This window comes from Deinococcus sp. AJ005, assembly GCF_009017495.1.
GTDB lineage: Bacteria > Deinococcota > Deinococci > Deinococcales > Deinococcaceae > Deinococcus.
On record NZ_CP044987.1, the window covers coordinates 74,710 to 96,101 of the forward strand.

Annotated in this window: 11 protein-coding genes and 1 pseudogene; 3 read left to right on the forward strand and 9 right to left on the reverse strand. The window is 60.7% G+C overall.

What is annotated here, in order from left to right:
- Window positions 1-407: 407 nt before the first annotated feature.
- On the reverse strand, window positions 408-605 hold the full coding sequence (locus DAAJ005_RS00260) for a hypothetical protein (RefSeq protein WP_151845338.1): 198 nt from the start codon (window positions 603-605) through the stop codon (window positions 408-410).
- A gap of 395 nt (window positions 606-1,000) precedes the next feature.
- On the reverse strand, window positions 1,001-2,107 hold the full coding sequence (locus DAAJ005_RS00265; protein WP_151845339.1) for a hypothetical protein: 1,107 nt from the start codon (window positions 2,105-2,107) through the stop codon (window positions 1,001-1,003).
- A 468-nt stretch (window positions 2,108-2,575) separates the two neighbouring features.
- Between DAAJ005_RS00265 and DAAJ005_RS00270 the strand changes: the two genes are divergently transcribed.
- Together DAAJ005_RS00270 and DAAJ005_RS00275 are read left to right on the forward strand one after the other, a co-directional pair.
- On the forward strand, window positions 2,576-5,479 hold the full coding sequence (locus DAAJ005_RS00270; protein ID WP_151845340.1) for a DUF262 and DUF1524 domain-containing protein: 2,904 nt from the start codon (window positions 2,576-2,578) through the stop codon (window positions 5,477-5,479).
- A 114-nt stretch (window positions 5,480-5,593) separates the two neighbouring features.
- Window positions 5,594-5,788: pseudogene (locus DAAJ005_RS00275) on the forward strand (hypothetical protein); the annotation flags it as partial.
- 24 nt (window positions 5,789-5,812) lie between these two features.
- On the opposite strand, the gene DAAJ005_RS00280 reads toward DAAJ005_RS00275, so the two are convergent.
- From DAAJ005_RS00280 to DAAJ005_RS00295, 4 genes are all read right to left on the reverse strand, one after another.
- Window positions 5,813-8,578, reverse strand: a complete 2,766-nt coding sequence (locus tag DAAJ005_RS00280; RefSeq protein WP_151845341.1) for a TerD family protein — start codon at window positions 8,576-8,578, stop codon at window positions 5,813-5,815.
- Window positions 8,579-9,618: 1,040 nt separating this feature from the next.
- Window positions 9,619-11,796 carry a hypothetical protein gene (locus tag DAAJ005_RS00285; protein WP_151845342.1) on the reverse strand — a complete coding sequence of 726 codons (2,178 nt, stop codon included), beginning with the start codon at window positions 11,794-11,796 and terminating at the stop codon, window positions 9,619-9,621.
- Window positions 11,797-12,160: 364 nt separating this feature from the next.
- Complete coding sequence (locus DAAJ005_RS00290; RefSeq protein WP_151845343.1) at window positions 12,161-14,095, reverse strand: caspase family protein; 1,935 nt, start codon at window positions 14,093-14,095, stop codon at window positions 12,161-12,163.
- Complete coding sequence (locus DAAJ005_RS00295; RefSeq protein WP_151845344.1) at window positions 14,092-15,420, reverse strand: hypothetical protein; 1,329 nt, start codon at window positions 15,418-15,420, stop codon at window positions 14,092-14,094. The genes DAAJ005_RS00290 and DAAJ005_RS00295 overlap by 4 nt, the downstream gene beginning before the upstream one ends.
- Window positions 15,421-15,744: 324 nt before the next feature.
- Between DAAJ005_RS00295 and DAAJ005_RS00300 the strand changes: the two genes are divergently transcribed.
- A complete protein-coding gene (locus tag DAAJ005_RS00300) occupies window positions 15,745-16,188 on the forward strand; it encodes a helicase-related protein (protein WP_151845345.1) in 444 nt (147 codons plus the stop codon).
- Between the two features lie 471 nt (window positions 16,189-16,659).
- Here DAAJ005_RS00300 and DAAJ005_RS00305 read toward each other — a convergent pair whose 3' ends face one another.
- The 3 genes from DAAJ005_RS00305 to DAAJ005_RS00315 form a co-directional block, all read right to left on the reverse strand.
- Window positions 16,660-18,264, reverse strand: a complete 1,605-nt coding sequence (locus tag DAAJ005_RS00305; RefSeq protein ID WP_151845346.1) for a hypothetical protein — start codon at window positions 18,262-18,264, stop codon at window positions 16,660-16,662.
- A gap of 678 nt (window positions 18,265-18,942) precedes the next feature.
- Window positions 18,943-20,496: a thiol-activated cytolysin family protein gene (locus DAAJ005_RS00310; RefSeq protein ID WP_151845347.1), complete on the reverse strand. Its 1,554-nt coding sequence runs from the start codon at window positions 20,494-20,496 to the stop codon at window positions 18,943-18,945.
- A gap of 76 nt (window positions 20,497-20,572) precedes the next feature.
- Window positions 20,573-20,977 (reverse strand): hypothetical protein, encoded by a 405-nt coding sequence (locus tag DAAJ005_RS00315; protein WP_151845348.1) that lies wholly within the window; start codon window positions 20,975-20,977, stop codon window positions 20,573-20,575.
- Window positions 20,978-21,392: the final 415 nt, after the last annotated feature.

The following is a 21,392-nucleotide window of genomic DNA, read 5'->3' on the forward strand; positions in this document are numbered from 1 at the left end:
GTCGACAGCCGCGACCTCCGCAGGTGATAGGCCGCTCACTGCTTCGTCCAAGTGTCCACTTGACGCCGCCGTCTTGGGCGGCTGCCCACACACGTTGCCGTCCTTCCAGTGGACGTTTCCCAGGTGATCGGTGATCGCAGACGCCAAAGCGGCCCACGTCCGGGTGCTGATAGCCGCTGCCAGAGGCGACTCGAAAATCTCTACGAGGCGAACGGCAGTGTCACGACACTGCCGTTCGTTAGTTCTGACAGTGCGAAGGGTCCCACGCCCCGGCACAGATGCCGATGGACAGCGAGAGCGTGTGGGACGTTCTAAACAACGACGACCTGACCGAGGAAGGTATGTGCCCACCTCACTCGGTCAGGTCCGAACATGACGGAATCCCTGACGAGTGGGGGGCTCGGAGCTCAGAAGAGTTCGAAGCCGCAGGCCCGGATAGCCTCGTCGACCCGGGTCCAGTTCAGCCCGATTTCCGGATCGTGGTCGCGCTCTACATTCGCCAGCACAGTACGAGCTTGGGCGTCAGTCAAATCCGCTCTAGTCTGGACGTCGTGGATGTTCCAAACCAGGGCTATGGCGTCACCGCGCTGAAGTTCGGCCTCCAAGCCCCTCGGTGTAAGGGCGTGTTCCTGATGCTCGCTCATCGAAAACCTGTCTGCGGCTGAAAGCCCTGGTCTTCGGACCTGGGGAGGAAGCCGCCGTGGCTCACCTCGGGTTGCATGGGAGAAATCGTCTTGCCGTACGGGCGTTTCGAAGAAGTGGCGGTAAAGTCCATCCTCCCCGTCCTCCTTCGCGGTAGGAGAAGATACCGTCAACCCGTATGAAAATTCATCCGAAGTGAGCTGCCGATCCATGTCGGGGTGAGGTCTCCGGCACGTGTGGGTACCCAACCTCACGCTGGAAGACGAACCGGTCTCAGGCATGACGCAGGTGAGGCCGAACAGACTGTCGGAGATCGGTGTACTGGAGTTCTACTCCATCAAGGCGACGTGGCAGACGGTCAGGAAAACCACGCCTTCAACCCTTGTATGGCCTTTCGGGCGCCCGCATTCCCAGCCATTCCACCAAGAAGGCCGCCGATCACGGTTCCCACGCCAGGGAAAATCGCAGTCCCCAGCGCAGCGCCTGCCGTTGCACCCCCCCATGCACCACCTGCACCACCCGCATGCTCCAAGCCCCTGCCGGCCACCTCAAGCCCGCTCAGGTCACCCTTGGCCCAGGCCATCATGTCTTTGCCCACTTCGATCCCCGTCGCAGCTAGTGCGCCTGGTGCGCCCCCCCTGCTGAGTACTTTCAGCCCAACCCGCGTGCAGCCCGCCGTCACCGCCGTCGTCATCGCGGCTGACACGGCGCCGCCGGCTGCAGCGAGCGTGGCATCTCTGGCCACCGCGCCAGCCGCCTCCAGCGCGGACTTGTCACCATTCGTGACTGCGGCGATGTTGCTCACCATGGAAATGGCTCCACCGATGACCGCTCCCCCTTGTGCGCCGCTACGCGCCGCCTGGCCCATCTCTCCGGTGACCAGACGCGCTCCCATATTTCGACTCTGTGCCTGTTCGTAGGACAGCGGTCGACTCGCTGCATCGCCGTGTTCAACCCGCGCGGACGTGTTCTGGCTGGTATCGGCGTAATTGCTTTGTCCCAGTCCATCCACCCCACGTCTGCTGGCAAGGCCGCGCACGCCGTCGGCCTGATCCGCCGGCACGACCTTCTTCATGCCGTCGTACTTCTTGGCCGAAATGGCTTTGGTAGTTCGCGCGACCGTCTTGCAGTTCTTGACCTGTACGCGCGCCACCACCACGTCACCCTGTGTGACGTTCAGATCGGCGGCGGCCCCGCCGGTGGTGCGGTGGGCCCGGACCGTCAACCCTTTGCGAGTGGCGTCTGCATTGAAAGTGGCCTCGTGATGCACTTCGGCACGAAACCCGGCTTTCTGGGGGTTGCCCTGCCCGGTGCGGTTGATCTTCTGGAGATTCTTCAACCCTAGGCCGATCTCGGCGGCGGGAGCCACATGCTGCGCGTTCATCGCTATGGTCGCGCCGGCCATGAGATCGTGTTCAAGGCGCTCGTCTTCAGGAAAGGCATCTCCGGGTACGTATCCAGTCATGTCGACGATACGGTGCGTGTTCTGTGGACGTTCCCTACACCCGTCGGGGGTAGATCGCCCCCCCGAATTCCAGCGCCTGGCCGAGCCCCTGCTGACATCGGACAGCCCGTTTCTATCCTCAACGAAACGGTTGTCTTGGGATAGGTAAGGAATACGCACTTGCTGTCCTGTCTTTCGCCGTCAGCCCTTATCATTGGAGACACATGATCTGCCAGACCAACGAAGCCGGGCGCCGCCTCTGGACTGCCGCCGACAACCCCCGCCTCAGGTTCTTGAGGAACTGGTGATGACCACCACTCGGCAGGACGAGACGCTTGGTCATTGCCACGCCAACCTCCACCGTACGTGCGATCTGCCGCTGCTCCGGCTGGTGTCGGGGGGGCTGGATGTGTCGATCCTGATGGTGGTGGCAGTAGGTGGGGATGCGAGGGACTTGGAAGTGGACGCAGACACGGAGGCGACGCCTTAATGGAAGCAAGGCAGGAACTTTTGTTGGAACTGCTGGCCGGTCCAAACCAGCAGTTCGAGATTCCGTTGTACCAGCGCCGATATTCATGGACGGACGCCCAGCGCGCCCAGCTCTGGGCAGACGTGTTGCGGGTAGCCCAGGCCCCCGGGGGGCGCAGGCACTTCACCGGGCCAGTTGTGTTCACCCAGCCACGCTCCGGGATGGGGGCCAGTTCCCTGAACCGTTCACGCCTGATCGACGGCCAGCAGCGGATGACGACAACCACACTCTTGCTGCACGCCCTGAGCGAGCATCTGCAGGCGCATCCGGCGACAGCCGCAGCGCTGGGCAAAGAGGCTGACCGACTGCGCGCTGATTTCCTGTTCAACACGAAGTTCAACGATGATCGGCACTTCAAGCTGCGGCTGAGTCGGGCGGACGACGCCACCTTGCGGGCCGTTCTCAAGGGAGAGGACTTGCCGGAGCCGGCGGCGCGGGAAGTGCTGGCCGGCGTCGCCTTCTTCCACAAGAAACTGCAAGAGCCTGGGCTGAACGTCGCCCAAATCTGGGAGGGCCTGAATCGGCTGGAAGTCGTGCAGATCATGCTGACCGAGGGCGTCGACGATCTGGGCCTGATTTTCGAGAGTCTCAACAGCACCGGCAAGGCACTGGCCCAGGCGGACCTCATCCGCAACAACGTTTTGATGGGCCTAGACGAACAGGCCCAGAACACCCTGAGCGAGAAGCACTGGCAACCGATGGAAGAGCTGTTCGCCGAGACCGGAGACGGCAGCTATGACCGCTTCATGCGCGACTTCCTGACCCTGCGGAGCCGCAGCATACCCAACGAGAGCGAAGTCTACGAGGCGTTCAAAGCCTACCGGTCCAGCCTGCCCAGGCAGACCACCGTGACTCAACTGGTCCAGGACATCGCACAGATCGCGCAGCACTTTATGCGCATCATCCAGCCATTCAAGGAAGCGAATCCGGTGGTCAGGCTGGCCCTGGAAGATCTTGGGGCGCTGCGGCTTCAGGTGATCCAGCCGTTCGTGCTGGAACTGCTCGAAGACCGTCAGAAGGGCTTGCTGGACCATGCAGGGCTGACGCGCGCGCTGCGCCTGCTCGAATCGTTCCTGATGAGGCGGGCAGTGGTGGGCGAGCGCACGGCCCCCCTGAATCGCTTTTTTGCCACCCTGGGCCGCGATCTGCCCAAGCACGAGGATTACCTGCGGAGCCTGGAGCGGGCGTTGGTGCGCTTTCAGGACAGTGACCGCGACGGCTTCCCCAGCGACGAGGTGTTCCGCGCCGCGTTGCAGGAAGTGCCGATCTACTCCCGCCCGGTCTGCAAGCCGCTCCTGATGCGTCTGGAGCGCAAGCTCAACGAGAAAGAAACGTTCGGTGGCAGCCTGACCATCGAGCACGTGATGCCCCAGAACGCAAATCTCAGCGAGTCCTGGCGACAAATGTTGGGGGAGAACTGGCAGGAGGTTCAGGAGAAGCTCGTCCACACCCTCGGCAACCTGACGCTGACGGGCTACAACAGCGAACTGGGTGACCGCTCCCTGGCCGAGAAAAAGACCCTTCCACCGAAAGCGGGCGATACGGTGGAATCCGAGCAACCCAAGGGTTACAAGTACAGCCGCCTGCTGATGACGCGGGCCATCGCCGATGAGGCTCGGTACGCAACCTGGGACAAGGACGTCATCCAGCAGCGCGCCGCGAAACTGGCCCTAGAAGCGAACTCCCTTTTCCCCTTCCCAGCCTTCACTTCCGAAGAACTCAAGGAGTTGCGCGCAGAAGGCCGCCAGCGCAGCAAAACGCCCACCGTCGAAGGTCATCTGGAGACCAGCAGTCCGGCGCTGCGCACCCTGTTCATGAACTTTCGCTCGCGGCTGCTGGCCCTTGATCCTCAGGTGATGGAAGCGGTCAAAAAACAGTATGTGGCCTATAAGATCGCGGGCTCCAACTTTTGTGACATGGTGCCGCAGCCATCGCTTCAAACCATCAAATGCTGGTTGAATGTTCCCTTCCACGATCTGGACGACCCTGAGCACCTGGCACGCGACGTATCGGAAAAGGGCGGTGCAGGCGACGGCAACGGCGAACTGGTCCTGGGTCTTCAAACCGATCTGGATGCGGTCTTGCTGATGGCGAAGCAGGCGCTGAACCATCAACTGGCGCTCAAGCAGACGTCGGCCCAGGCCAAAACTTCCTCTGGATCTGTGGATTTTACGAAGCTGACTGATAGTGCTGCACAGGTGCTCGAAGAACTGGGGTCGCGTGTGATCGGCCTAGGTGGGCGCAGCAACGACACGAAGCACTGCCGGACTTTCCGCGAACACCGGGTCTTCATGGAAGTGCAGCCCCGACGACATGGCGTCAAAGTTGCGGTCAAGCTGGACCCGGCAGTCCTGGAAGCCGACGCCCTCACAGGTTGGGGAGTCGATGGTCAGTGGCTGAACCGTACGCTCGAGGACCTGAAATCCCTGAACGACGCGTGGCCCGCCATCGAAGCCGCCTACGTACAGCAGAAACAAGGTTCTGGCAACGGAACTTCCGGCTCGGTCACCAGCGCGCAGAGCAAGGCGGCCAAGGCACTCTTCGAAGCGTTCCTGGTGGCTGGACCTGAGATCGGGCAGGACGTACAGGCGGATCCAACCCAGAAAAGCCTGAAATTTACGGTGGCGGGGCGCGAGTTCGCTCGGATCTACAGCAGTTTTTACAGCAGAGGTCTCGTCGCAGTGAGGTTGAACGTTCTCCCCGACACCTTGGACAACCCGGCGAATCTGGGCGGTACGGTTGATTCTGACCATGGGACCATAGGTTTTGTGCAGGGTCATTTTGAGGCCGTGGGCCATTCGGTGGATGATCTCCCCTTGCTTCTCGGACTCATCAGACAGGCTTATGAGGCGCATCGTGGCTGAGTGCCGTGCATAAGTACAGCGAGGATCACCTGATCAAACAGATCGCCACGAAGCTGGCCAGACAGTTGGGTTGCTACGCTGTCGCTGCCATCGCTCTCAGCAGCTCGTCGGGCCTACACTCTGCCTGAACACTTGAATCGGCTGCGCCAGCGGAGGCTGAGTGGGAAACGCACGCTGGCGCTGCGGGAGTTCGCGCTGGGACTCGAAGGTCTGGAACGCTTCGTGGCGGGAGAACCTCTGCGGCGCGTCCACGAGTGCGTTTTCGGGGTGAGCGCGCTGGAGAGCGAGGTCCTCGATCCCCGGCTATAGGGTCTGATCAGGGAAGCAGCTCGGTTACAGCCCGTTCAGCAACTCCTTCAGTCCGCTCACGTGGACGCCCGCAGGCTGTGAGACACCGGGACTCAGACAGATTACCTGGTCACCGTCCTGCATGGCTCTGGCCGGCTGGTCCGCGATCAACAGCGCGGGACCCTGGGGGACGCCGATGTCAGCGTCCCCACTGGCGATCCCATCTTCGGCGAGCATTCGGAGGTCCACGCTGACGCGGCGGGCGAAATTCTCGCGGGCCTCCCCTTCCCCGCGCCGCCACTGGTTTGCCCCACAGCGCACATTCTGGGCGCGGGCGATGTGGGGCGCAAGGACGGTCACCAGGGGGACGCCCTGGGCCGCCTGCGCCACCTTCGCGCCAAGGTCCACCATGCCGTCCCGTTCGATCACGCGGTAGCCCCCCTTATCGCCAGCCAGTTCCAGAAAGATGATTTCTTCCCGGCCTGGCTGGGTCAGGTCGACAGCCAGCAGCAGGCACGAGGTCTGCTCGCCCGACAGACCGAACTTGAGGCGCACGGTACCCAGGTCCATCTCACGCGTGTCCGCGTCTACGTCGGCCCGGCTCATCACACCGCAGGACGCGCGCGCCATCTTCGAGAACGGCACGCTGGTAAACGAGTACACCGAGGCCAGCACCAGCGTCGCCCCAGAGGCACGCAGCTCGGCCAAGTCGAGATCGACGTACTCGGTGGCTCCCACGGGCAGTGGGGCGCTGCGCAGGTCCCCGGAGTGGACCATGCCGGGCTGGCGCAGGCTGCTGTAACTGCACATTCCGATCTGCTGGCCCCACACGTCGTAGGCCATGGCCGACAGGTCCAGGTCGATCGAGCCTGCACCGCTCTGCTCGGCCCAGTGGACGAACAGCCGCGCAGTGGTGGCCGGCACTGCCCCCACAGGCGTCAGGGGCAGACGGCTGCCGGGAGCCAGACCCTCGTTGCCGTTCGAGGCGGCGCGGGCGGAAGGGGCCAGGCGCACGCCCAGCATGCCGGGTTCGATCTCCAGCAGATCCAGCGCCGGCGCCGCTGCGCCACGGCGCAGCAGCTCGTCTTCCAGGATCATCTGGGCTTCCCCGATCACCGCCTGGGTCAGCGGCATGCGGGTGTCGCCGAGGGCACGGGTGGTGGCCTTACCACGTGAACGGAACACGCGCGTGGGATCCGGCGCCCCGCGCCCAGCCAGGTGCGCGTGCAGTGAAAGCAGCATCACCGCCGTCAGCCTGGGCGCCGCTTCCTTCAGGGCCTTCAGGGTCTGAGGTGCGTGGCCCTGGACGCCGCTTTCCAACCGGAGCAGACGGTCCAGGCTGCGGGCCAGCAGTCCGGGCCGGGTGAGGAGCAGCGCCAGGGCCTCCCCGAGTTCACCGCCGGCCAGCGCCAGTTCCACCCCGCCGAGCAAGCTGCGGGCGCGCGCCCGTTCGCCTGGGGTCTGCGCACCCATTTTCTGGGCCAGTTCCACCGCCTGGGGGTGCAGTGCACCGAGCTGGCCCACGTTGCCGCCGGCGGACAGCAGCCCGGCGAGGGCCGCCACGTGGGGAAAGCGCTGCGGCGCTTCGTGGACGTGCAGTCGGGCCAGAACGCGCTTGAAGGCTTCGGGGTAGGTGTGGACCGCTTCCCACGCCAGGGTCTGGCCGCCTGTCCCCTGTCCGGTCAACCCAGCCAGGCTTCCGTTCAGGGCGCCCAGCACCTCACGGCGCTGTGGACGGCTCAGGCGCGGCACCCGGACATGCGGAGCGCGCTTGTTTTCTGCCAGACCGAGCAGGTTGCTCTCCGGGCTGATCGGCGGGCGGGCCAGCGTTCCGCCGCCGCCGCCCCAGACGTCGAGGATACGCAGCAGATCGACGGGCATCAGGCCCAGAGGCGAGGTCCGCAGTTGTTCGAGAAGCCCGCCGGCTCCGCCAGCGATCAGGGTGCCGACCACCAGCGCACGGACTTCGCGCTGCGGCATGCCGTGGCCGATCAGATGGTCCAGGATCGCCGTGGGCGACCGGCGGGTTTCGCCGCCCTGGGTCAGCAGGGCGCTCAGGGTGATCAGGTCATTGCGTTCCGTCTCCGACAGCGGGGTGGTCGAGGCAGCCAGGTTCGCCAACGCACCGAGCAGAGCCTGCGTCAGATCACTTCCGCCTGGTGCCAGGTCCACGCCGCGCGCGGGCAGCGGGCGGTCGGCGGCGCGTCCCCGGTCCGCCAGGGCCAGCCGCATCAGTTCGTCCGCGTCGCCCACGCGCAGGTGGCAGACCGCGCACGCGCCTTGGGCCAGGGTCCCGAGGATGCCCGTCGAGCACGCCTGGATGGACCGGGCAACGCCGGCGCTGACTGCTGGACTCCAGGTGCCGGACAGCACGTTGAGGTTGCCGCGCAGCGCGCAGGTCCCGGTACTCTGGGCTTCCAGGCCGTACCACGCGCCCAGGCGCTCCAGAAAAGCCGTGCCGGTGTCCAAGACCTGGCTGCGGGCGAAGTTGCGAAGCTGGGGCAGGCTCGGCGCGGCGCCGCGCGCGGCCCGCAGCGCCGCCACGCTGTGCTGCATCACGCCGAGGAGTTCCGTAGAGCTGGCCCCGTTCAGGGCGTCGATCAGTGCAGGGGTGGGCAGCGCGCCGGCAGCCAGGACCTCACCCAGGACCCGGGAAGCGCCAGGAGGCATGGCGTCACCCGCAGAGGCACTCCCGACATTCTCGCCACCAACCTCGACAGCACTGAGGCGGCGCAGCAGGACTTCGGCGCGGGCCGCTGGATTGACGGGCAAGCGGGGTGCTGGAGTCGTGGCAGTGTCGGCGTGGGTCATGGCGTGGTCCTCTTGGATCGGGTCTGGGTTGCTCATCAAAAAAGGCGCTTACAAGGAGCGCCAGAGGTACGGACTGAAATGGAATGGAGCAGAGGCCGGAAGGCGAACGCGCGGAAGTCTGTTAGAGGAGTGAAGGATGCGCGTTCAGGGGGCCGGCCCCGCCCATAGGCAGGGTTTGGGGTTGCGGAAGGCGGCAAGGCGAGATCAGGGACAGTGAGGAAGGATGCCTGGCCAGGGGCCGCAACGCAGTCAGTATGTCAGGTGGGCGGACGCGGCGAAATCTGCCGGATAGCCTACCTGTGTTGCACGGTGAGCAACCGCCTGAATACCCTGAGCGAGCGCGAGCTCCTGCAGAAACTCGAACAGATGCTCGGCGAGGGTCCACCAAAAACCTGGGTAGCCGACGGGTGCGGTGCTCGTGGGCGGTGGAATCACGGCCACCCGTACCAGCGTCCGCCTGATACGGATTTAACGGACGATATACGGCAAGGTGCCCTGCCCCGAAGTTATCTATGTCTATGGCTGCGCGCATGCATTGGCCCAGGCACCAAAAAAGAGTCTGCACTGGGAAGACGAAAGAAACCTGCAAACCACGGAATCCCAGGTCGTTTCCTCCCCGCCCTTCTCGGCCTTTTCTTTCCCATGCCCATGCACTGGCCCAGGGGGAGAGAAAGTTTAAACCGCTTACCCCGTTTAGGGCTTGACGCTGATCCCGGAAAGCGCCTCTGGGACGGCAACAAGACGAATCCACTTACTCCTCAACCTGAACAAGCCATGTTTTCTGCTCGGCGTTGAATGATCTCCCGACCTCAAGGTGCAGCACATCGAAAAAACAGCTTCTGTCCATTGAACCCTACAGATTCAGCAAAATGGCAGTGTCGCCTCCCAATGCACGCAAAATGCTCTCCCAGACAGCCTGGAGGCTAGATCGCTCAAGCCCTAAACGGGGTCGCTTACTCGATGTGGCAGGCTTGAAAGGGCGTACCTAGCCGGGAGCATGCCCGCAAACTGCCTGGGGTCCTCTTTTTTCAGCGCCATGCTCACTGCTGTTCGCTTCCCAACCACCGCCCTTTAGGTTTTCCTGGCGTGTCCCGCGATAAGTGCCCATCTTGCCTGATAAATATGGACCACTGGCGGCACAACCATTCGACAAGCGTCGTGGCTCGCTGCCAGTAATCGCCCGTCTGCCCCTTGAGCAGGGCTATGGAGCGCTCAGATCGAGAACTGAACCGGTCGACTGGAGGTAAGACGCTTGACGCATTGCCGAACAGCTGTCGTCGTAACTCCGGGGAGGACCGCATTTCATCCCCGGATACTGCGCCGACGAGAAACGAAGAGATCAGTTGGGCGAGGATGGAGTTGGGGTCAAGTGACTCGGGCAATTTCCAAGATGTATTTTCGTCGTCTCCTCCCACTGTTTTTTCGAGGCGAATTTGCAGCAGGTTGAGATTTAACCAGACCAACAGCCCATGTGCCATTCCCGCAGCTCCACTCCGAAACTGCGGGTTCCACTCCCAGACCTTGTCCGGCGGGGCGAACAACCTGATCTCGCTCCTCCCGGAATCTTTTGCCGGAAGCACTGACCATGACCGAATACTCCCCCCTGCCGTCACGAACATTGACGCTTCCGGCACGACACATTGAAGCAAGTGGAGACTGCCTGCCCAGGATCTAAGAGCATGAACGTTGATTCGTAGCTTAGGACTAATGAAAAAAGCCCTTTTTATCGACCAGGCATCCGCCGTTGACCTGATAAGATCATAGACATGTGGTTTCAGATCTGATCCCGTGTAGAGGAAATCTAAATCGCCGATCAGATCGAGTGCAGCCTTTAAATCGAGGTTAGAATTGCGCTGCATATAAGCATCAATGAAAGCGGCCGATCCGGTTAATAAAAACTCGTGCTCAGAGCTCACGCTGTTGAGCGCCTCAACCAATCCTCTCAGGCCCGATCCATTCCGTACAGATACTGCCTGCGCAACTAATCGGCGAACAGACGGTGTTACCCATGGTTCCCCATACATCCTGGGGCTTTCTGCCGTCAACTCAACGAAGTCAGGCGCGCATTGAACGAGTTGCGCGAGCTTGGCAAACCTGGGTAGATGATGGGCGCTATGGCGGGTTTCGAGCACGACCCACCGCCCAGCCAGGGCCGGCGACGCGAACGATGAGCCGCGTATAAATTGGGCTGGCGTTTCAGTCCGCATCTCCTCGCCGAAGCAGGGCTTCAGCGGTCCAACTGCGGGCCAGTCCATGTAGTTTGAAAGGACGCCCGACTGGAGTTGGGTGACGGCCACGACTTGCGGCAACACTGCCGGATACGCCAAACGCCACTGACGGTCCTGGAGATTTCCGTCGTTGCCTTGGCGGTTGCCTGCCGCAGCGAACAGCATGGGGTGCCCATCACCCCGGCGAACTCTCGAGGCGTCCATCTCCTCGAGAATCGACTCGAAAATTGGAAACGATTGCACGATGCTGCCGAGTGGAGAGGGCATGCCAGATCGGTCTCCACACCACCAGCCCATGTCCAATGAGAAGTTCACGGCGGACACCCGCGCGTTCGCATCACAGACAGCCAAGCCAAGTGCGCAAAAGGACCACAAATCTATGGTGGTAGGGCTTCCCCTGTAGCCCTCAAGGTAATACCCGAGGACACTCAGCTCCCCGGCTTCGTCGCCGACGCGTTCGTCGACGAACGCGTCGGCGACGGCGATCATCACGTCCTTACAATGCTTCTGGCCGAGGTCGATAACCACCACGACGGGCCGGGGCGTGACGTCGTCCACGCTGAGACTGTGCACGATCCCGCTCATCGCCACCGCTTTTCTCCACGCCCTATCACCACGGACATCCACATCAAGCCGCATGGCACAGATAGGACCGACGGGTGCGTTCCAATCGCGATCGCCGCCCTCGTCTCCCACGGATTGTTGGATGGTCCCCGTGAAGTTTAGGCTCGTCACGACAACGTTGGAGCGAGCGTTGAGCCATGTGGCCAGTGCAAGCTCACTGCCTGGAGCAGTAAAATAAACGCGCAACGCAAGCCGCGTGGCTGGCGAGTACAACGTCCATGCCGGGTCGTGCAATCCGATGCTTGGACTGGTGCCTGTATGGCGAGCTTCGATCGGAAGGAGCTCCGGTGGGGGCAACAAGTGTCGTTCGAGAGAGAGAACCGTGCCTGGGGCAAACTTCAGACAAGGCGCGTCGACTAAAGTCATGGGTCTCCTCCTGCATCGGCCCAAAGATGTCGCAGGTTGATGGCTGCACGTGTGTACATATGCCAAGCGTTGCTCCTACAGGGGGTCTGGCCTGAAATAGAACATGTGGTCGACGGGGAATACTGACCCTGTAATGTCATGAAAAGCAGCAATGGCGGAAATACGGCCGCGTTACTTGGGGATATGGAGGGACGTGAGTCCAGACTCGCCAGCCGGAAATTGGCCGGCGCACCCGTGCGTTGGCATATGGAGCGGCCTGAGCGCTGGTACAGCACATCCATAACCCCCCCCCCGTCGGCAGATCACGATTGCGGGGAAGACAGTAGGTACTCGCGAGTCTACCTTTTGGATAGATACCGAACATCTATCTCTTGTCTGGTCTCTGCTCGGGGTTCGGAGTTCCCGATGGGGCGACGAAAGTACAGAACATCCCACCTGAGCGAAAGGCTTTCAAGGCGCGGTTGACCCGTTTTGGGACTTCACTCTTGGCCGCACCAGCCTCTTCAAGATCCCGGGCGTGGTTCACTAAGTAGCTGAAGGCGTCGGCGAAGGCAGGTAGCGGCCGTGACTGCAGTGCGGTCATTTCCTGCTGAATGGCCTGCAACCTACCTCCCTGCCTCAAACGCTGTTCGGCCAACAACACTTGGCCGTCGCTAATGCTGGGAAACAAGCGGGCGAGATTTTCAACCCAGTCATGCAGGCGTTCCAAGTGATTGGCGCGCAGCAGAACGATGGTCGCCAGCGTCGCGCTGATAGGAGAGGCCATTTTCTCTCGTAATGCTCGCTCCATCACATCTTGTTCTTCAAGTTGAGCTGCGGCATGCAATGCGCTCTCCATACGGTACTTCCACCACACCTTGACGGCTTCTCCAAGCACACCATTCGTTTCTGGAGAAATACTGACCTCCACACGATCAAGTACTTGCTGATATGACTTATCAAGAAAGAACAGGTCGGCTAGGAGTTTCACCTCTGATTTTTCACTAGAGAGGTCCGGTATGCATATTGTAAATGACTGGTTTCTGTTAACGAAGCGGAGCCATATCGTCCCTATCATGTCTGGTGAAACCCACATACTCCGACGCGAGAGTGATGAGATAAGGAAGGTGAGACGAATAGTCGAACCGTCGGCCAACCGTTGCATCTTTGGTTCATAAATCTCTAAGTGCGCGGGATACCATTCAGCATCTTCAAGGGTCCGGAAGGTTGCGCTCTCCACCACATCCCGCCAATCGTGAGACTGATATTCGTCCGGGGATTCCCATCCGTTCCCTCGCGTCGGCGTTGGACTGTCAAATGACAGCGTGGCTCCTCCACCTGTACTGCCAGGTGTGTCAACGATTACCGGACGTGGGCTAACTTCCGCCAGAGCGAGTTGGTCGAAGTGTCCGAACATACGCACGGGCTGGTCAGCTCTGGAGCCGTGTTCCCTGTGCAGGGCCGCAACCCGCCGAGTGAGAAAGGCCTGCAACTGTGCTGGGGCGATCTTGCAGACACCTTGCACGCACTCCAGCTCCATGTCTGGCTCGCCACCCAGACCCTCTAGCAGAGCCTGACCGAACAAGGAAATGTCATTACCTGGAGTTGGTGTCGCGGGTGCCCAGGCTTGCAATCCGCTGGCGGTCGCATAGACCCGTAGGGTGATCCGCGCGGGATTAGCGTAACGCGATCCCTGCACGGCGAGAATCCGCCGTCCCTGAATATCGAAGTCGAGCAGGCGGTGATGATCGTTGCGGCAGGCGTCCAGGAAAAAAAGCTGCGTGGGAACCCGGCAGGACGCCAGCGCACGTTTGAGGTGATTGGTGCTGATTGCGTCGTCGGGGTTGTGGCCTGGAGGCCGCAGGTAATCGCAGGGCAGCAGAATCTGCTCATCGTCAAAACGTTCCAGACCATGACCGGAGAAGAAAAACACCGCGCGGCTCTTTGCGGCGACGTCAGGCGGCAGCGCGTTCATCTCCGCCGCCCAGAATTCGATGGCCTCGGTACAGTTGTCGAGCGTGGGACGCACCGGGAAATTTCCAAGAGCTGTGTCGTATCTCGACTCATCTGGGCTAGGGGATAACAGCACCCACGCCTTGGCCAACGGTACGCTCTCACACTGATACTTGGCGATCAGCCAGTCGTAGAAGCGGTGTGCCGTCAGTGCCGATACACCCAGTTGGGAGAGATCGTATGGGTCTGGTGCGACATTGACTGGTGGCGCGCCCTGAAGATGGTCATATCGACTCACTCCAATAATTACGGCGTATACACCGGGTGTTCCGGGCTCCCAAATGGGATTTTGTAGTGCCCCGTTCATGGCAGGCTCCAGCCCTGGGCGCGTGCGATCTCAATTTTTTCGGCCAGGCGGCGATAGAAACTGACCCGTTGCAGGCAGCCGCTGTGAGCAGCGGTGAATGGCAGTCCAGAGTCGTATGGCTCATCTTTTACGCCACGAACTATGTCCTGGACCGTAAAACTGAGCACGTCGTTGGGGTCCCAGACATTCCACCAGGCACCGAGGCGCGCTGCGTCAGGCCGGTCTATTGGCGGGGCCGCCCGCCCGGATCCAGCGGCAGGAGCTGGAATCCCCATCTGATGACGGAACAATCCCATCTCCAGAAACAATCCGACCTGCGACGCGGTGGCGCACCAGAAGTCGATCCGGGTATCAGCATGGCGCTTGTCCAGTTTCAAAAAATGTGTGAGGGCGTCATACATCAGTTGCCCACCCATACTGTGTGTCAGGACCACAAGGGGCTCGCCATCCATCTGAGGGGCCTTGCGCGCGGTATAGAGGGCGTCAAGGAGGCGTTGGGGGATCTCGCCAATATCTGTGCCTTCCCCGCGCCTCGCGAGATACCAGAACACATCCCCAAAAAACAGCGTGATCAGATTGTTCAGTGGAGGACGTGCTTGCAGGGCAATGCGGGAAGCCAAAGTACTGGGCCAGCTCGCCGCGCGGCTCAGCGCCTCGTCGAGCCGGCTGCCAAGTCCTTTCAAGGTGTCCAGGACGCCCTGTGGAATCAACGCGTCAGTTGTCCGCTGGCTCTGCAACTGTTCGGTCAGCAGGCGTTGGAGCTCAGCTGCTTCCGAAGCGGCATCCGGCATCTGTCTCAAGAGGTTGACCTCGGACTCGTTTCTGGCCAGTCGGTCCGCGTCGACAAGCAATGTCGCCAGTTGGCGGTTCTTAGTGTCGTCGTCGCCGACAGTTGTACCCGGCGCGAGGAGTTCGACGATCAGGCCGTTGAGGAGGTCTGATCGGTCGTCCGCGTTCAGAGAGCTCCAGCGCGAACTAGGGGAGCGCGGCGCTGCACCGCTGGCAATCAAGCTTCCTGCGGTCGTTTCCTGTCCTGCCTCCAGAGGAATACCTTTTAGAAGCTCAGGCCAAGCGAGTGTTTCGAGGACACGGTTCCTGAAATCAGTCTCGTCTGTACTGCCCATCCCAAGAAGACTGCGGGGGCGGGAACGACCTCCCCACCGGAACTGCACCCCAATATCTCCCCAGTAAGCTGCTCCGATATGGACCTCATCTGGAGCCTTAGGGTTCAGGACTGGGGCGACATAGGCCCTGAGCAACTGCTCCACTCCGGTCCAACCAAGGGGATCGCGATTTGCGACCCCGTGCACGAACACAATGGGCATGTTTACCCTCCAAAGCGGTACAAACGTCTGCGAGTGCAAGAGAAAACTGTTCGACGGCGGAGTGGCCTAAGCTTTAAATGTGAGGACGAGACTGTCCACCACCCCGGTTGGGGCGATCCGAACGTCTTCCCTAAAAAGCTATCATGTTATTTAGCTTACATTTTGAATTTTTTAAAAAGCTACATCTCCTGCAAATTTCACTGTGACTCAGAGGGACGATTTCACCGCAGTTGGAATGGGCCGATTGAAGGGTAACCTCACCCTGAGCGGGCGCTACGGACTGGGGAGAGTGGTGTTCGTCAATGGCGACGACCGCGCGCATGATTGCTGGGTCAAACACTGGCCCTGGCCCGCAGGGCGGCAGCTGAGCGCTTCAACGCCGGCGAGGCGCACTTCTTGGTGTTCATGGAAGCCGACGGCCAGGGCATCGCCTTGCAGCGCAGCTGTCACACCCTGATCCAAGTGGATCTCCCGTGGAATCCGATGCGGCTGCGCCAGCGGGTCGGGCGCCCCAACCGCTACGTTCGGCGCCATGCGGTCGATGTCCTGATGCTGTGCAATACCGACACGGTCGAGTCGCTGATCTGGGAGCGGCTTGTCGGCAAGATCCAGCGCATCACCCAGATCCTCGGGCAGGCGATGGACGAGCCCGAAGACCTGCTGGAACTCGTGCTGGACATGACGGATCCCAGCATGTTCACCTCGCTGTTCGTCAAGGCGTCTCGGGTGCCGCGCGAGCGGCTCGGTGCGTGGTTCGATGACGTCTGAACTTCGGATTGCCGCCTGGAACGGCCGGCGCCAGTGAACCAATACCCTGTATCTGCCCGACTATCAGTGGCTGCATGCCCTGTGGGCACTTCTGCCATTATTCGGTCGACGCTCCAAGGCTGCCATACGCTGGGGGCAATAAATGTCAGAGGCAGCGTGGGCCCGCGCGTCCGCGACATTGCGGCCGCCAGGTCCGATCCGTGCGCTTAAGTGGTCAGGAAACAGCCAGTCACCTGGAAGAGGGCCGGCACGCTAGGCAGCGCTGGTATACGCGCGGCGCGGCGCATCACCACCTGTTGCTCGACCGACTCACAGCGGATGTCGTCGCTGGCCTAGACAGATAGGTCCTTGGGTCCGGCTCGGCACTGAGCGCGCGATTGCCTGCTGGAGGACGTGGTGTATTGGAGGGGTGATTCGTCGGCCTGAGCCACTGGACTGGCCGCCCTAAATATCCTACGAATATACCGGCGATTAGGCGGTCTTCCCTTTGACTGCGTCAGCGACAAGCGGGGGTTTGCTAGCTGTGGTGAACTGCTCCGTCATAGGCAGGAGCGTTTTTGCGACGCCGGCGAGACTGGCGACTGCAGCCACCGTCACAGCCCCGTAGGTGAACGCTGTCACGTAGTCCATGATGGTGCTTCCCCACGGCTGACCGGTAAAGTACAGCGTTTGCAAGCCCGTGACGCTTCCCAAAAGCCAGGCCACGAGCGCGCCTACAAGGACCCCCATCCAATTCCACAGAAGCAGCGGAGCGATGCTGGCCAATGTCGTTGAGGGTGCACGTCTCCGATGAGGGAGAACACCGTTCGCCAGGATAAGGGGCGATGCACTTCCTCGCCGTCGGGCGGCATTCATTTGAGGCGGGCGGAGGCGATTCGCCCTGAAAGCTGCGATTTCCCCATCTTGCTTGACCACAAAGGCCTCAAGCATTGAGGTGCGGAGGACGCTCAATCCTATAAGGAATTTTTGAAATTCGGCGGCGGTAAGGCCTTGCCAGTCCGTTACGTCATCCAATTCCCTCAGCAGAGCACTGCGCGCCTTCTCCAAGTCGGGGGAACCCGTGACCTTGATTTCATCCAGCAACCTGTAGGTCGTCAGATGCTCTGCCAGAAGCGTGGCTTCATAGATGGTTTTTTGGATAGGTTCAACTTCCTGGATCTCCACTTGGCGCATTTCGTCAAGTTTATAGTCTTTCCTGCGATTTGCACCTCCTAGTTGCACACGATTTAGCATGTCAATCACAAAATAGTCTGTCTGATCAGCTTTTTTAAAATTACGTTGCTCAAGCATTTTCATCTGATCGTCCAGTCTGCCTACGTCGTCACTCAAAGTTCGCCAGTCGAGCAAGGCTTGTGCAAGCCTCTCTGCATGTTCAGTAGGTAGCCAGAATTTATACCATGTTAAGTAAGCCCTGAGTTCCTTATCGCTGGTATTCAGTGCATAATTTCCACGAATCAGCGGGAGTTTGGAAATTTCATCGAATCCCTGCATTTTTAGCATGACTCGCAACTGCTGAATCGCCGACCAACGGGTAAGCAGAAGACCCACCAGTGTTGAAAATACAACGCCAGCCAGAATGAGCCAGAACGCTATGAAAACTGGTGCTCTCACTGTGAGCTTCAGATCCTTCAGTTTCTCGTCTCCTGTTACAGCATAGATGCCGGGAATAACCTTGTTGGCTACCTGTCGAGAGATAGCTGGAATGGTTGGAGTGGTGGAGGCTTGTGCATACGCAGCCCCCGAATTTTTTCCAGGCGATGGGGGTATCTTCGTGAGAGCTGGCTGGACCTTTACCAGTGACGAAGTACGCATCAGTCTTGTAGGCGTGAGGGCAGAGGGTGTTCCGGAACTCTGGTTTGGAGCGGCCGGAGGATCGACCGGATAAAAACCTTGAAGAACGCCCTCAGCGGTGCGGCAAACAAAAACTTGCTTACTGGGCACGGTGGTGTGGGTCAGTCTGATCCCCGTCTCCGGATTACACCAACCCTCTGTCGCCGGATTGGCAAGGAGATCGTTCGTATCCTTGACAAATGCGAGAGAGGCAGGAGCCTTTGTTGTCGGTTGAATGGCGGTCACGCGGGCGGCTTGTGTGATCGCTGGAGTTCCGGGTGCGGAACCTCGCACGATGTAGACCACTGGCTCCGACGTGGCTTCGATACAAAGGGCCGCCCCCGGATTGAGGGCTTCGTCCCCCGACAGAACTTTTGATCCAGAGGTCCACGTCTTTGCAGTCCATTGAGGTCCGGAGCATGTCTCAGAATGAATGGAGACTAGGGGATTCCCTTTCTCCGAAATGGCAGTAACGCTAACTTTCATGGTCTCAGTCGACGTATTAATCACCGAAACATTGCCCGTGCCCGGATGCGTCTCGACAGTCCAAGCTTTGGGCTGCTGTGCGTGTACCATGCTGATACTCGTCACCAAAAACAAAAGTGTTGGGCGCCACACGTTCATTACTTCCCTCCCAGGGTTTTGGCCCACGCTTTCAGCACTCTCAACAAAATGTGCTGTCAACAAGTCGGGTGTCCATACTCGGGCGGTCCAGTTCGTTTGCAGTTAAATCGTACCTTTATTGCCTCGCCGAAAATCAAATCACGTAAGCACGGTGATGGTCGAGGTTGGTCTGGAGCAGTGTGGGGGCAACTCGGATTGCCCTTATCGTGGTACCCGAAGTGATCCGAAAAATAGACCACGCCAGCTATCAAACTGTGATGAAGGAGGGGCACTGCCTGCCCCTCCTTCATCACGTCGCGGCTAAGGCCTGATCTGGACGCCTGCAAGCGTGCATTCCGTGTAACCCGAACCGGAGCTGTGTCCGCCAGGGCTCCGCGCATGGGCATGGAAGGAGATTGTCTGCGGCTGAGATCCCACTCCGGGGAACTCGGCCCGGTTGCTGAACGTCACGACGCAGTAGTTGTCGGAACCCCGGGAACCCGTGACGTTGGCCTTGGTTCTGGCCTCGTCGATGTAGTACCGGGGCGGGGCCGTGTAGGGTACCTCGCCGGAATCGCAGCTCTTGCGCTCCCCTGTCCAGCTGGTTCCGCCCGTCTCGCACTTCGCAGTCAGCTTCGGCGAAGGCTGCTCGTCGTGTTTCTGGGCACATTTCCGCAGGTTGTACTTAGTCGTTTCGCTCACGGCCACGACCTGGTCCGTCGCCATGTCTTTCATGGTGTAGGAAATCGGCTTGTACTGGCTGAGGGCCGGCTGGTTGCTGAAGTACTGGTTCAGGTCACCGCTCAGCATCAGTTGCTGGGCGTAGGCGTTGTCGCCACCAAACGTCGTGACCTCGATTCTGGTGTTTTTCAATGTCCGTTTCACTTCACCGGAAAGCTCGAGCTTGGCGTTGTTGACCACCGCGTTGTAGGCGGCTGATACTGCAAACTGCAGGCGGTCCATGTTCTCGATCGACGTGAAGGTCAGCATCACGATTCGGCCGTAGGTGACGGACGCCGTATAGATCGGCAGGTTGTCCTTGCCCAGGTTGCCAGCCGCCAGCTGCGCGTCCAGATCCGCTCTGGTCAGGCCGACGAAGAAGTCGTCGGTGGTGGGCGGACGGACCATGGAAACCGTGAACATGTTCTCCACGACGTACACGCTGACGCGGTTTTCATTGCTCTTTTTTTCCGTCGCCAGCGACGCGTTGGCTTTGAAATTCCCGTACCGTGCGGACAGTCCGAGTCTCAGCAAGGCCGATTTGACGTCGTTGACCTCGGACTTGCTGCCGTCCAGTTTCCCGCCGACTTTGGTGCCCCGCCCAATAGCCTTGGCCACGAGTTTTCCGACAGCTTCCTGGACCGTGGCTGGATCCGGGCTGTCCACCGTTTCGTAGACGCCCTGATCCAGCAGGTTGATCCAGACTTTGAATGGCGCCCGCTTACGGACCGGAAATTCCTGCAACTCACCGTAACTGGCGTAGCCCCGGCCCTGAAGGAGCCCCCCCACCCAGAGCGAACTCTGGCCGGGATCGAGGACCACCAGATCGCGCGGCGTGGTGGTGATGGAACGGGGCTCGACACTGCACGAGTACGTGCCGTCGCCGGCGTCCTCGGTGGACGGCTTGCCGTCGGGATCGGGGACGTCGCCGTCTGTGCCGACGAGCTTGGCCTGCAGGGCGTACTCGCTCCACGTTGGCAGGGCCTGCGCCTTGACGAAGGAATTGTAGATGCCTGTAGGGTCTGGCGTGGGTGTGGGGGCTGGCGATGGCGTGGGGGGCGGTGTCGGGGAAGGTGTGGGTTTGGTGTCCTGCTGGCAGGCACTCAACAGGGTCATGAGGCCGGCCAGAATCATGGATCGCGTGGTGATGTTCATCTGTTCTCCTTGAGATGGCGGTCTTGGAATTCAATTGAGAACCTCAGCAGTGAAGAGAGGCTGGCGGAGGGAACGGCTAAAAGGGGAAATAGTCGTGACGGGTGAGTTTCCCCGCCAAGGGATATGCGCGGTGCATCCATCCGGTCGGGACCGCACCCTCAATGCACATCACGGTCAGGTTGCTGGTCTCCGAATACCATGCTGTGAAGGTCTCAAAATCGGCGACCTTCTGCCAGCGGGGTTTGAAGCCCATCCCCTGCAACCTGGCGTGGATCTGCTCGCGGACCGCTTGATAGGCCTCGGGTGAGCTGTACGTGAACGTGGCGTCTGCGATCAGCTGATCGACAGGGCTCACGGCGGAACTGACTTCGCTCGTGTCCATCAGGGCGGTATCCTGTAAAGCAGTGGCCGCGTATCCCGGCTGGACCAGTGTGGCCAGCAGGGTCAGCATCGCGATTCGGGTGGCGGAGAACAACGTCATGGGAAGACCTCCTGATCAGGACAGGCCTGACCGTCCGTGCCCCGCCTTAGCGGTGGGCACGCGTGTGAGATGAAGCGACTGGACCCTGGACGGACATCGTCGGGATGGGCCGCTGTGGCCGTGCCCGACGGGGTGAGGGGTGATGTTCCCTGCCCTGACTACAGCGTGCCAGTCGTGCGGGGAAGGTCTGGGGAATAGGGCAGGGAATCTTCGGTGGGACCCGGAACTTCAACGGCGAACGGAAATCCGGTTCCGGCCCGAAAATGTGGCGTTGAGGCCACATGACCCACGCGTGATCAGGATGCCCTGAGGTCCGAAGGGATACGATCTGGTTTCCTCGCGCCGTTTCTGGTTTCGCCAGTGGTCAGGAGCCTATACTGACCGGAAGTCCACTGCCCGAAATTCAGGAGCGCCC